Genomic DNA, 12,480 nt, shown 5'->3' with positions numbered 1-12,480 from the left:
TGAGCGGGACGAGCCGATGAGCCGCACGCTGGTCGTCGAGGCCGACGGCGGGTCCCGGGGCAACCCGGGTCCGGCCGGGTACGGGGCGCTGGTCCGCGACGCGCCGACCGGCGAGCTGCTGGCCGAGGTCGCCGAGTCGATCGGGCACGCCACCAACAACGTCGCCGAGTACCGCGGCCTGATCGCGGGGCTGCGCGCCGCCGCCGCGCTCGACCCGTCCGCCCGGGTCGAGGTGCGGATGGACTCCAAGCTGGTCGTGGAGCAGATGTCGGGCCGCTGGAAGATCAAGCACCCGGACATGATCCCGCTCGCGCTGGAGGCGCGGGAGGCCGCGTCCGGGCTCGGCTCGGTGGTGTACGGCTGGATCCCGCGCAACCGCAACGCGCACGCCGACCGGCTCGCCAACGAGGCCATGGACGCCGCGGCCCGGGGCGAGCACTGGGTCCGCACCATCGATGAGCCCCCCGAGCACGACACCGTCCCGGCGCCCGCCGCCGCGCCTGCATGGTCGGGCGCGGCCACCGCCCCGACGGTCACGCTTCTCCTACGGCACGGCGAGACGCCGCTGTCGGCCGAGAAGCGCTTCGCGGGCATCGGCGACCACCCGCTCACCGACACCGGCCGCGCCCAGGCCCGCGCCGCCGCGCTGGCCCTCAAGGACCGGGGCGTCGAGGCGATCGTGTCCTCGCCGCTCGCCCGCTGCCGCGCCACCGCCGCCGAGGTCGCCGAGGTCACCGGGGTGGAGGTCCGGATCGAGGACGGTTTCCGCGAGACCGACTTCGGCGACTGGGAGGGCCTGACGTTCGCCGAGGCCGGCGAGCGGTGGCCCGCCGAGCTGAAGGCGTGGCTGGCCGACCCGGACGTCCCGCCGCCCGGCGGCGAGAGCTTCACCCAGGTCGCGCGGCGGGTCGGCACCGCCCTCGACAAGCTCAAGGTCCGGCACCGGCACCGCCGGGTGCTGGTCGTCTCGCACGTGACGCCGATCAAGCTGTTGGTCGTGGCCGCCCTCGGCGCCCCGATGGCGTCCCTGTACCGGATGCAGCTCGACGTGGCGGCGCTGTCGTCGGTGCACTGGTATGACGACGGCCCGGCGTCCCTGCGCGCGTTCAACGACACCCACCACCTGGCCCGCTGACCGGATCCGGCCGTCCCCGCCGTTTCCCCCGGGGTCGCCCGCGACCGTCCCCCCGGCCGCCCGCGCTACTCGTCCGCCTCCCGTGACCCGGTAGAATCTCCCCCACGGCGGACGAGCCGGCCGGGCGGTCGCGTCGGGGGCCTCACGGTCCTCGCCGAGGAAAGTCCGGGCTCCACAGGGCAGGGTGGTCGGTAACGCCGACCCGGGGTGACCCGCGGGACAGTGCCACAGAAAGCAGACCGCCACCGGTCCGCCGGTGGTAAGGGTGAAACGGTGAGGTAAGAGCTCACCAGCGCCCACGGTGACGTGGGCGGCTAGGTAAACCCCACCCGGAGCAAGGTCAAGAAGGACGGCGGCAGTCGTCCGCGCAGGCGTTCGAGGGCGGCCCGCCCGAGCCTGCGGGTAGACCGCTGGAGGGCGCCGGCAACGGCGCCCCGAGATGGATGACCGCCACCCGCCGCCTCGCGCGGCGGGAGACAGAACCCGGCTTACAGGCCGACTCGTCCGCCCCAACTCCTCCCACCTGCGGGGGAGCTTTCATGATCCGGCTGTGTTCGGCCGTGGTTCTGCCTGAGCCGCCGCGAACAGCCCCTCGCCCCCGTCCCGGCCGATCCGGATGGGGGCCTAGAACTCGGCTGCTTCGGGTCACACGACACAAAGGATCGAAAACGGCGCGCATAACGTCATAGATACAGCTGATCGCCTTGGGGGATCGGCGGTGGCGGCGGGACACCCGGTACGTGTTCCGCAGAGAGGAGCGCCAAAGTGCTCATCATCATGATCGGGATGTTCGCGCTGGTCGGGGTGGCGGGACTCGTCTACCTCGCGGACTTCGCGCGATCGAGCCGGACGGACTCGCTTTTCCTGCCCGCTTCCAGCCGGAGCGCGCGGCGGGCGCGCCGGCTGACCGGAATGTACATTCGCGGGACCGACCTCCAGCAGACGCCGGACACCGACGACCGAATGCGGGGCATCGGCGGGACGCCGGGCACCGGTGACCGCACGCAACGGGGCGGCGACCAGCTGGTCGGCCGCTGATCGAAGGTCATGGGCCGCCTGTTGGGGGGCGGCCCATGACCCTTTCCGGTGCCGTCCGGGCTAGGCCGTGTTTTAAGGCCCGGCCCGGCGTTCTCGCCTGGCGGCTCGGACACCGACCTGGCTTGGGCGAGCGCGACATCGCTCCGCGATCTGGCCGGTGGGGCTCGCCTCCGGCTTCGCCCCACCGGCCAGGTAACGCGCTCGCGCGACGGCCGAGGCACTCTGAGACAGGCCCTAGCCGCGGGCGCGGGCGCCGCGCGATTCCTCGGGCGTCTCGTCCGGGACGGCGACGAAGACGCCGGCCGGACGGTCCAGGATCTGCACCTGGGCGGACTCCAGATCGAGGTAGAGGCCGACCAGCTCCAGCTCGCCCGCGTCGACCCGGTCCCGGATCCAGGGGTAGGTGAGCAGGTTGTCGAGCTGCTGCATCACGTTGACCTGGCAGAGCCGGGCCAGCGGCGACTCGTCCGGCACCTGCTCGGCGGCCAGGAAGCGGGCCAGGCTGTGGTTGCCGTGCTTGAGCCAGCGCGACAGCGAGGTCAGGTGCTCGATCTCGGTGCCGCCCGCCAGCAGCGCCGCCATGGCTCCGCAGTTGGAGTGGCCGCACACGGTGATGGTGCGGATGCCGAGCACCCTGGTCGCGTACTCCACGGTCGCGGCGACCGAATCGTCGGACATGCGCGAACCGTGCCGCGGCACGAGGTTGCCCACGTTGCGGTTGATGAACAGGTCGCCGGGGCCGCTCGCGGTGATGATGTTGGGCACCACGCGCGAGTCGACGCAGGTGATGAACAGATGCTCGGGCTTCTGCTCGAACGCCAGCTCGGCCATGATCGGCCGGACCAGCCGCGCGGTGCGGCCGTGGTACTCGCGGACGCCGGCGAGCAGCAGAGCGCTCGGTGACACCTCCGGAGTGTCGAGTTCGGTGGTCGTCTCGTTCCTGCGCCGCCGGTTCGCCCAAGGTGCCCACCAGCGAGCCTGCGGGGGCGACTTGCGCGGCGGAGACATATCGCCTGTCACAGCTCTTTCATACCAAGTCTCGTGAACCTCATCGATGTCGACCCTCCCCCCTTGGCGTTCGTGGGCGAGCCGCCACTGATGGATTGCGTCGAACGCCGCGTTGTCCATGAAGTCCACGTTCAGGTCCAGGTCGACGCCGGTGCCCGCCGGGATCCGCTGGAGGACCCGGGTCACCTTCGGGACGCCGAGGAAGGTCAGCGTGCCCTCCACGACCACGTGCCAGCGGGCCGGGAGGGCGCTCGCGTCCGGCCCGGGGTCGAACCGCTCGACCCGGACCGAGAGCCGGGTCAGCCGGCGCAGCGCCATCACCGCCATCACCCCGATGCCGAGCAGCACCCCCTCGCCGAGCCCGAGCGCGACGACGCCGCCGAGGGTGGCGAAGTAGGCCGGCGCCTCGCGGTGGTGACGCAGGTCACGGACCCGGGCGGTGTCGATCATCTTCGCGCCGAGCAGGACGAGCAGCGCCGCCAGCGCCGCCAGCGGCACCTGCTCGATGACCGGGCCGCAGGACAGCGCCAGCACCAGCACCCAGACGCCGTGCAGCACCGTGGAGGCCCGGGTCCGGGCGCCCGCCTCCAGGTTGGCCGTGCTGCGCACGATCACGCCCGCGATCGGCAGCCCGCCCAGCAGCCCGGACGCGGCGTTGGCCGCGCCCTGGCCGAGAAGCTCGCGGTCGAGGTCGGCGCGCGGGACGCCCTCGGGCCTGGCCCGGTCGATCGCCACGCTGCACAGCAGGGACTCGACCGCGGCGACCAGCCCGACCGACACCACCGCGCCGACGATGCCGGGCAGGGGGCCGTCCGGCAGCACCGGGGCCCGCCAGCCGGACAGCAGCGAGCTCGGCAGGTCGACCCGCGGGGCGTGCCAGTCGAGCGCCCAGGCGGTCAGGGTCGCCAGGGCGATGGCGGGCAGCGGGCCCGGGATCCAGCGCAGCACCGCGCCGGGCCCGCGCTCGGGCCGCGGCATCCGCGCCCACGCCACCAGCACGGCGATGGTCAGCAGACCGAGCAGGGCCGGGTGGGGACGCGGGTGGACGAGCTGCCGGGGGAGCTCTTGCAGGTTGTGCAGCGCCGACTGGCGTGAGGTGCCGCCGAGCACCACGTGCACCTGGGCGAGGACGAGGACGACGCCCACCCCGGCCAGCATCCCGTGCACGACGGCGGGCGACACCGCCAGCGCCGTGCGGGCCACCCGGCACGCCCCGAGCCCGAGCTGGAGCAGCCCGCCGAGCAGGGTGATCGTGCAGGTCGCCCGCCAGCCGTAGGTCTGGATCAGGTCGGCCACGATGACGGTGAGCCCGGCGGCCGGACCGCTCACCTGGAGCGGGGAGCCGCCGAGCAGTCCGGCGACGACGCCGCCGACGATCGCGGCGATCAGTCCGGCGGCGATGGGCGCCCCGGAGGCCACCGCGATGCCGAGGGAGAGGGGGATCGCGACGAGGAACACGACGAACGAGGCGAGGAGATCTCGCCGCAAAGCGAACACGTTGAGTGGCTTTGAAGTCACCTAGTGTATATAACCATGATTTGCCGGTGCTGTGAGGCGTCCGCGCGGATCGAAGGCGGTGCGGGAACGACGGAGCGGGGCCGCCGGTGTCCGGCGGCCCCGCTCCGGGGGTGGTGGTGGCGCGGTCAGCGCCGGTAGTCGCGGTGGTTCTCCCAGTCGTCGGGCGGCTGGCGGCGCGGGTCGGAGCCCGGACGGGACGTGCCGTACGGGCCCGTCCCGGTGTCGCCGCCGGGTGCCGGGGCGCCCGGGTAGCCGCCCTGCTGCTGGTTGAGGTAGCCGCTGCCGTACGCCTGGGTGGCGTTGGGGTCGCTGTAGCCGCCCGGCGCCCCGGTGCCGCCCGGACCGCCCTGGCCCGCGCCCGGGTCGTGCGGCGCGCCCAGCGGGTCGCCGCCGCCGCCGTTGTAGCTGCTGCCGCTGAAGTCGCCGTAGCGGCCGGGCTCGCCGGCCGGGGGCGGGCTCATCCCGCCGCCGGGGCCGGGCTCGCCGCCGAACGAGCCGTAGGAGTCACGGCCGCCGCCGCCCAGCGGGTCCTCGTACCGCGAGGACTCGCCGTAGGCGGGCGCGGTCGGGTAGCCGTCGGTCTGCGAGCCCTGGCCGGGCGTGCTGTAGCCGCCCGTCCCGCCGATGCCGCCCAGGCCGCCGGCCGAGCCGGCGGGATCGGAGTCGTAGCCCGGCCCGGACGACGGCGGCGGCGACCAGGGGCCGGTGCCGGACCCGCTCGCCGACCCGGTGCCGAACGAACCGCTGCTGAGCGGGTCGCCCAGCGGGTCGCCGCCGTAGGACCCGCCGGAATCGGCGGGGCCCGTCGTGCGCTGGCGGTCGGTCTGGATGCGCTGGAGCAGTTCGTCGACGGTGGGCAGCTTGTGGGGGTCGGTGTCGGCCGGTGAGCCGCCGCCCTGCGCGGGCATCCCCGGGGCGCCCGCGTCGGGGTAGCCGCGGGCGGCCGGCTCTTCGGGACGGCCGAGCGGCAGGCCGAGCGGGTCGGACGCGCGCGGGTCGGACACCGGGGGCGCGGGCGGAGCCGGAGGGGCCGGCGGCGCGGGCGGGGACAGCGGCATGTCGTAGCCGTCCTGCCGTCCGGGCGGCGGGCCCGCGGCGGGACGGCCGCCGAGCGGGTCGCCGGAGCCGTAGTCGCCGTACGAGGGCTGCTCAGGGGCACCATAGGACGATTCGGGGGCACTGCCGTACGAGGGCTCGGGGGAGCTGCCGTACGAGGGCTCAGGGGCCCCGTACGAAGGCTGCTCGGGAGACCCGTACGGGGACTGGTCGCCGCCGTAGCCGGACTGGTCGCCGCCGAGGTAGGACGTCTGGTCGGCCGGACCGCCGCCGTAGGACGGCTGCTGGTCGGGCACGCCGAACGGGGACTGGTCGGCCGAGCCGAACGGCTGCTGCGACTCGGCCGCGCCGTAGGCGGGCTGCTGCTCCTGGCCGCCGTAGACCGGCTGGTCGGGCATCGCACCGTGGCCGCCGTGCCCGGCGGGGACGCCGAACGGGGACGTCTGCCCGCCGCCGGGGTGCCCGGCGTTGGCGCCGATGTCGGTGGGGAAGCCGTCGTTCGCGGTCGCGCCGGGATCACCGCTGTACGGGCCGGACTGGAACGAGCCCGGGGCGGAACCGGCCGGCTGCGATCCGGTCGAGCCCATGCCGCCGGGCCCGCCGGGCCCGGTCGTGCCGGGTCCGCCCAGGCCGGCGAGGGCGTTCAGGTCGGCGCCCATCGGGACGGGCTGCGTCAGGCCGGGCGGCTCGACGGCCGCGGGCGGCGCCTGCTGCTCGGCGGCCTGCGCGGCCAGTGGGTCCCCGGCCATCTCACCGTCGGGACGCTCCTGCTGGCCGTCGTGCTGCCAGGGGAACTTGGGCTTGTCGAAGGTGATGGTCGCCCAGTAGTCGTCGTCTTCCATCTCGTCGGAGCCGTGGCCACTGGGGGCGGGAGGCGGCGGCGCCGCGGCCGGGGCAGGCGCCTGCGCCGGGGCGGCCGTCGGCGCGGCCAGCGGCCCGCCGGCGACGCGGCGGTCGTAGCCGGGGTCGGCGGCTCCCGGCCCGTAGGCCGCGTCCTCGTAGCCGTCGTCGTAGCCGTCGTCGGGGGCGATCGGCCCCATCTCGTCCGGCGGCGGCGCCGCGCGGCGGCCGCGCGACTGCGGCTGCGGCTGCTCGTCGTCCATCCAGTCGTCGTCGTCCCGGCCCGCCCGGCTGGCCCGCAAGCCCAAGGCCACCAGGACGACCACCAGGACCACGACCACGATCAGGCCGAAGACCACGATGTAAGAAGTCATGCCACCACCCAATGCCTTGACCCGGCGAGAGTCGCCGGCGCGGACCGCGGGTTCGTCCCGTCTATCGCCAGCGATCGGTTCCCAGCGGGCCTAGTCCGATTCTGACCGACCGCTATGACCGTTGTCACACCTTTCGCGCACATTTACCCTCACACGGCGCGCGCCGATCGGCCAATCCGGCCGACCTCCGCGCCCCAGTCAGCTCCAGCCCCCCGAGGGGTCCGCCCTGACTCGGCGCTCACAGGCCCCAGGGTCAACGCGCCTACTTGCTGCCGAAGTTCCCGGTGATCCGTCCCCGGCCCACCGTGTGCTTGGCGATCGCGCCGAGCGATTCCTTCAGCGTGGCGCCGCTCTTGAACGGCGCCGGGTCGTCCAGTGCGTAGATGGTGAATCGGTACCGGTGCCGTTCTCCCTTGGGCGGGCACGGCGGCGTGTAACCCACCTTCTTGCCCGTGCTGAGACCCTCGACGGTATTGGGCAGCCGGGCGCCCTCGACGAGTTCGTGCGTGGTCCCGTCGATGCCCGCGATCACCCAGTGGACGTAGGCGCCGTTCTCGGCGTCCGGGTCGTCCATCACGATCGCGAACGAACGGGGGGCGGCCCCCGACCACCGCAGCGGTGGGGTCCTGCCCTGCCCGCTCGCGCAGCCGTACCGCGTGGGCAGGTCTCTGCCATCGCGGAAGACCGGGCTGGTCACGGTGAACCACTCCGACAGTTCGGCGCTCTTGTTCTGCGGCTGTCCGATCACCCCGCATCCGCTCAGCGCGGCGGTGAGCGCGAAGGCGCCCAGCGCGGCCGGCACGGCCAGGGTCGGACGCCGGTCTCTGCTCATCATCGTTAACGCTCCCAGGCGAGATGGTACGCCGCGCACCGCCGGTTCCCCCTCATCTCGGCGTCGCGCACACCTCGTCGGCGGCGCCCCCTTCCTCGTCGGCCCCAACCTTAGAGGTTCGATGAGGGTGGAACGGGCCTTTCCCGCCCTGAGATGGCACCGCGCCGGAGGGACGCCGCGGGGGTACGTGTCGTGTGACCTTCGTCCTGTCGTGTCCGAAAAATTATGAAGGAGTGGTGAAGTTCACAGGTCTGGTAACGGTCCAGTTTCCCCAAATGGAAAGATTGAAGGTTCTTTCCTGGCTGTCTCTTGGTGTTCGCGTGCTCCATCCGGTAGATTGTGAATGTCTTCACAAGCCGACCGTGACCTAGGAGGCCGCAATGGCCAGGACCGCCGAGGGGACCCCAGGCGCTCCCCACATCCTCATCGTGGGTGGCGGCTATGTGGGCATGTACACCGCACTGCGCCTGCAAAAGAAGCTCCGACGCGAGCTCAAGCGCGGTGAGGTCAAGATCACCATTGTTGATCCCAACTCGTACATGACGTACCAGCCGTTCCTCCCCGAGGCCGCCGCCGGGAACATCTCCCCGCGGCATGTCGTGGTGCCGCTGCGCCGGGTGCTGCCGAGGTGCACCGTGCGCAAGGCCCGCGTGACCGAGCTGAAGCACGAGGAGGGCTGGGCGATCCTCCAGCCACTGGCCGGCCCGCCCGAGCGGATCTCCTACGACTACCTGGTGATGGCGGCCGGCGCGGTGCCGCGCATCCTGCCGATCCCCGGCCTGGCCGAGAACGGGATCAGCCTCAAGACCGTCGGCGAGGCCATCCACCTGCGCAACCACATCCTGGAGCAGTTGGAGATCGCCGAGTCCACCAACGATGAGGAGGTTCGCCGCAAGGCGCTGACCTTCGTGTTCGTCGGCGGCGGGTTCGCCGGGGTGGAGGCGGTCGCCGAGCTGGAGGACATGACCCGCGACGCCACCCGCTACATGCGCAAGGTCACGCCGCAGGACCTGCGCTTCACGCTGGTCGAGGCGGCCGACCGGATCCTGCCCGAGGTCGGTCCCGACATGGGCAAGTGGACCGCCGAGCAGCTCCGCGGGCGCGGCATCGCGGTCAAGATGAAGACCTTCCTCCAGTCCGCGGTGGACGGGGTGATCGAGCTCTCCGACGGCAGCTCCTTCGAGGCCGGCACGCTGGTCTGGAACGCCGGGGTGAAGCCGTCGCCGGTCGTCCGGCACGGCGACCTGCCGCTCGACGAGCGGGGCCGGGTGAAGGGCACCGAGTACCTCACCATCGAGGGCCTGGTCCGGGCGTTCACCGCCGGCGACAACGCCGCGATCCCCGACCTGACCCAGGAGGGCATGTTCTGCCCGCCGAACGCCCAGCACGCGGTGCGGCAGTCCAAGGTGCTCGCCGACAACATCGTCCGCTCGCTGCGGGGCAAGTCGCTCAAGCCGTACGTGCACGGCAACGTGGGCGCCGTCGCCGGCCTCGGGCTGCACAAGGGCGTCGCCCAGACCTACGGGTTCAAGGTCAAGGGCTGGCCCGCGTGGTTCATGCACCGCAGCTACCACGGGGCGAAGGTGCCGACCTTCAACCGCAAGGCCCGGGTGCTGGCCGACTGGACCCTCGCGCTGTTCCTCAAGCGCGAGACCGTCTCGCTCGCCACCGTCGAGCAGCCGCGCGCCGACTTCGAGCTCGCCGCGCTCGACGACGCCAAGCCGAAGGAACGGGCCGTCTGAGGCCCGTCCGAACGGCTCCGGCCGGTTCCCGGCCCGGTGCGCCCCTGACGCCCCGGCGATCCCCGCGATCGTCGGGGCGTCAGGCTTTCTGGCGGGATTGGGGAGAATCGACGGGCCCGGCAGGAGGACGGGGCGCCGGAATCGGGGACGGTCAGGCGCGCTGCTTGAACGCGCGGAGGGAGAGCGGGGCGAAGATCAGGGAGATGCCCAGCCCCCACGCCAGCGCGATCAGGGCGTGGTCGAGCACCGGCCCGCCGACCAGCAGGCCGCGCATCGCCTCGACGAGCTGGGTCACCGGGCTGTTGTCCATGATCCAGGCGAGCCAGCCGGGGATGCCCCGGGTGTTCTGGATGAACGCGGTGCTCAGGAAGCTCAGCGGGAAGATCACCACGAAGCCGAAGATCTGCACCTTCTCCGGCTCGCTGACCTTCATCGCGATGTAGACCGAGGTCCACGAGAACAGCACCGCGAACGTCAGCAGCAGGACGAACGAGAGCAGCACCGCGAACACGTTGGTCTCGACCCGGAACCCGATCGCGAAGCCCACGATCAGCAGGATGACCATCGACCACGCCTGCTTGGCGGTGTCGGCGATGATCCGCCCGATCAGCGGCGCGCTGCGCGCGATCGGGAGGCTGCGGAACCGGTCGAACACCCCCTTGGTGATGTCGGAGTTGAGGCCGAACCCGGTGCTCATCCCGGCGAACAGGGCGTTCTGCGCGATGATGCCCGGGATGACGATGGGCAGGTAGGCCTCGACACTGCCCTTCATCGCCGGCCCGAACACGTACGCGAACAGCAGCACGAACATGATGGGCTGGATGGACAGGTCGAGCAGTTCCATCGGGTTGTGCTTGATCTGCACCAGGTTGCGCCAGGCCAGCGTCAGGATGTTGCGCGAGGCCACGGCGGGGGAGACCCGTTTGGTCAGGTTCGGCGGCGCGAGGGCGGTGGTGGTCATGCCGAGGCCCCTTCCTTGTCGGTGGCCTTGGCGAGCTGGTCGGCCTCGGCGTCGATGTCGTCGGTGTGGTGCCCGGTGAGGGCGAAGAAGACCTCGTCCAGGCTGGACTTGCGCAGCGACAGCTCGCCCACGGCGACGCCCGCGTCGTCGAGGGCGCGGACCACGGCGGTCATGATGGCCGGATCGGTGATCGGCGCCGCCACCAGGCCGTCGCGGACCTCCGGGACGGCCTCGGCCAGGTCCTGCACGACCCGCGCGACGGTGCCGCTGTCGGCCTGGTCGACCGGGCTGACCTCCAGGATCTGCCCGCCGACCTGCGCCTTGAGCTGGTCGGAGGTGCCGTGCGCGATGACCTGGCCGCGGTCGATGACGATGATGTCGTCGGCGAGCCGGTCGGCCTCCTCCAGGTACTGCGTGGTGAGTAGCACGGTGACGCCGTCGTCGGTCAGGCCGCGGACGATGTCCCACAGGCCGTTGCGGCTGCGCGGGTCGAGCCCGGTGGTGGGCTCGTCGAGGAACAGGAACTGGGGCTGCCCGACCAGGCTCGCGGCCAGGTCGAGCCGCCGGCGCATGCCGCCGGAGTAGGTCTTGGCGGCGCGCTCGGCCGCCTCGGTGAGCTGGAAGCGTTCGAGCAGCTCGGCCGCGCGGGCCTTGGCGGCGCGGCGGGGCAGCCCGAGCAGCCGGCCGATGAGCACCAGGTTCTCGGTGCCGGTGAGCATCTCGTCGACGCCGGCGTACTGGCCGGTGAGCCCGATGAGCTGCCGGACCTGGTGCGCCTCCTTCACCACGTCGAACCCGCCGACCTCGGCGCGGCCCTCGGTCGGCTGGATGAGCGTGGCCAGGATGCGCGTCATCGTGGTCTTGCCGGCCCCGTTGGGGCCGAGCACGCCGAGTACGGTGCCCGCCTGGGCGGTGAGCGAGACGCCGGCCAGCGCCTGGGTCTCACCGAAGCGCTTCACCAGGCCTTCGGCCTGGATGGCGTGGGTCATGTGATCTCCTAGGACTCTTCTGCCGGACGTCTCGCGGTTCCGCCGCAAGGGCCTGCCAAACTAGGCGCCGTCCGGGTGGGCGCGCATCTGGTTTATCCGCTGCCGCCGACAGGACGCCGGCAGCGTGAGGCCGATCCGTCCAAGTTCGCACAAGGGTCTGACAGAACGCTGACATCTCCCGTGTGACCTCGGCGGACGGCCTCCATGATGGGGTGGTCCGGGACACGCCGGGCGGCCCTGGGGGCAAAATCAGGGCAATTTCGTTGATACTTCTCCTTTCTCGTGGTGTCCAGGGCGCCGCGGACACCCGGCGGCCACCGGGGGAGGCCGCCGGGGATCTAGACTCATGGACGTGACGGCGGTGCGGCGCCACCAACGCGACGGCGGGAGGCCGCACCCGCCGCGATTGCGGCCGCCCGCGAACCGGGTGTCGCCCCGCGCGATCGCGCACTGGATGATCGAATACCTGCTGCTCTGGGGCCTGGCGTTCGGCCTGTCCTGGGGCGTCGCCGCCTGGATCGCCGACTCCGGCTGGAGCGGCCTGCCGGGCTGGCTGTCGGGCCACGTCTGGTGGGTCCCGGTCGCGGTCGGCGCCGCCGGGCTGGTCATGGTGACCGTGGCGCCGGTCTGGCGCTACCGCGTGCACCGCTGGGAGGTCAGCGCCGACGTCGTCTACACTCGCACCGGCTGGTTCAGCCGCGAGTGGCTGCTGGTGCCGGTGAGCCGCATCCAGACCGTCGACACCGAGCAGGGCTGGATCGAACGGATGCTGGGCCTGGCCACGATCGAGGTCAACACCGCCTCGCACACCGGCTCGTCCGAGGTCTCCGGCCTCCCGGTCGGCGTCGCCACCGCGCTGGCGGGCGAGCTCGCCCACCGTGCCCACGACCTGCGCGACGACGCGACGTGAGCGTACGGGACGGGCATCCGCCCGAAGAACCGCCCGGAACGCCGCCCCCGCGCCCCGGCACACCGGCTCCGCCTCCG

The 12,480-nt window shown here is 72.6% G+C and carries 9 protein-coding genes and 1 other RNA gene; 5 read left to right on the top strand and 5 right to left on the bottom strand.

The window, feature by feature from the left end:
* The first annotated feature begins 16 nt into the window (after window positions 1-16).
* From OHA34_RS11965 to OHA34_RS11955, 3 genes are all read left to right on the top strand, one after another.
* Entirely contained in the window at window positions 17-1,135 is a 1,119-nt protein-coding gene (locus tag OHA34_RS11965) for a bifunctional RNase H/acid phosphatase (protein WP_285941197.1), read from the top strand.
* A 112-nt stretch (window positions 1,136-1,247) separates the two neighbouring features.
* Window positions 1,248-1,642: RNase P RNA component class A (gene rnpB / locus OHA34_RS11960), an RNA gene on the top strand.
* 258 nt (window positions 1,643-1,900) lie between these two features.
* On the top strand, window positions 1,901-2,173 hold the full coding sequence (locus OHA34_RS11955; RefSeq protein WP_329521631.1) for a hypothetical protein: 273 nt from the start codon (window positions 1,901-1,903) through the stop codon (window positions 2,171-2,173).
* Window positions 2,174-2,407: 234 nt separating this feature from the next.
* Here OHA34_RS11955 and OHA34_RS11950 read toward each other — a convergent pair whose 3' ends face one another.
* The 3 genes from OHA34_RS11950 to OHA34_RS11940 all read right to left on the bottom strand — a co-directional run bounded on the left by OHA34_RS11950 (window position 2,408) and on the right by OHA34_RS11940 (window position 7,804).
* Window positions 2,408-4,678, bottom strand: coding sequence for a SulP family inorganic anion transporter (locus tag OHA34_RS11950; protein ID WP_329522399.1), 2,271 nt, complete (start codon window positions 4,676-4,678; stop codon window positions 2,408-2,410).
* Between the two features lie 146 nt (window positions 4,679-4,824).
* Window positions 4,825-6,969, bottom strand: a complete 2,145-nt coding sequence (locus tag OHA34_RS11945) for a hypothetical protein (protein WP_329521630.1) — start codon at window positions 6,967-6,969, stop codon at window positions 4,825-4,827.
* 262 nt (window positions 6,970-7,231) lie between these two features.
* Window positions 7,232-7,804 (bottom strand): YbhB/YbcL family Raf kinase inhibitor-like protein, encoded by a 573-nt coding sequence (locus tag OHA34_RS11940; RefSeq protein ID WP_285941194.1) that lies wholly within the window; start codon window positions 7,802-7,804, stop codon window positions 7,232-7,234.
* Window positions 7,805-8,181: 377 nt separating this feature from the next.
* Between OHA34_RS11940 and OHA34_RS11935 the strand changes: the two genes are divergently transcribed.
* A complete protein-coding gene (locus OHA34_RS11935) occupies window positions 8,182-9,543 on the top strand; it encodes an NAD(P)/FAD-dependent oxidoreductase (RefSeq protein WP_285941193.1) in 1,362 nt (453 codons plus the stop codon).
* A 151-nt stretch (window positions 9,544-9,694) separates the two neighbouring features.
* On the opposite strand, the gene OHA34_RS11930 is transcribed toward OHA34_RS11935, so the two are convergent.
* Both OHA34_RS11930 and OHA34_RS11925 read right to left on the bottom strand, forming a co-directional pair.
* Window positions 9,695-10,504 carry an ABC transporter permease gene (locus OHA34_RS11930; RefSeq protein WP_285941192.1) on the bottom strand — a complete coding sequence of 270 codons (810 nt, stop codon included), beginning with the start codon at window positions 10,502-10,504 and terminating at the stop codon, window positions 9,695-9,697.
* The gene (locus OHA34_RS11925; protein WP_329521629.1) at window positions 10,501-11,493 is read right to left on the bottom strand and encodes an ATP-binding cassette domain-containing protein; all 993 of its coding nucleotides are present in this window, start codon (window positions 11,491-11,493) and stop codon (window positions 10,501-10,503) included. The genes OHA34_RS11930 and OHA34_RS11925 overlap by 4 nt, the downstream gene beginning before the upstream one ends.
* Window positions 11,494-11,845: 352 nt before the next feature.
* Here OHA34_RS11925 and OHA34_RS11920 point away from each other — a divergent pair, with 352 nt between their 5' ends.
* A complete protein-coding gene (locus OHA34_RS11920) occupies window positions 11,846-12,403 on the top strand; it encodes a PH domain-containing protein (RefSeq protein ID WP_329521628.1) in 558 nt (185 codons plus the stop codon).
* Window positions 12,404-12,480 lie beyond the last annotated feature (77 nt).

The organism is Spirillospora sp. NBC_01491 (assembly GCF_036227065.1).
Classification (GTDB): Bacteria; Actinomycetota; Actinomycetes; order Streptosporangiales; family Streptosporangiaceae; genus Spirillospora; species Spirillospora xylanilytica.
The sequence above is the reverse complement of the archived record's forward strand: the minus strand, read 5'-3'. Positions and strand labels throughout refer to the sequence as shown.

Excerpts from the sequence above, each read along its gene's own strand:
- OHA34_RS11965 (WP_285941197.1), top strand. The coding sequence starts at position 17 with ATGAGCCGCACGCTGGTCGTCGAGGCCGACGGCGGGTCCCGGGGCAAC.
- OHA34_RS11945 (WP_329521630.1), bottom strand. The coding sequence starts at position 6,969 with ATGACTTCTTACATCGTGGTCTTCGGCCTGATCGTGGTCGTGGTCCTG.
- OHA34_RS11940 (WP_285941194.1), bottom strand. The coding sequence starts at position 7,804 with ATGATGAGCAGAGACCGGCGTCCGACCCTGGCCGTGCCGGCCGCGCTG.
- OHA34_RS11935 (WP_285941193.1), top strand. The coding sequence starts at position 8,182 with ATGGCCAGGACCGCCGAGGGGACCCCAGGCGCTCCCCACATCCTCATC.
- OHA34_RS11930 (WP_285941192.1), bottom strand. The coding sequence starts at position 10,504 with ATGACCACCACCGCCCTCGCGCCGCCGAACCTGACCAAACGGGTCTCC.
- OHA34_RS11925 (WP_329521629.1), bottom strand. The coding sequence starts at position 11,493 with ATGACCCACGCCATCCAGGCCGAAGGCCTGGTGAAGCGCTTCGGTGAG.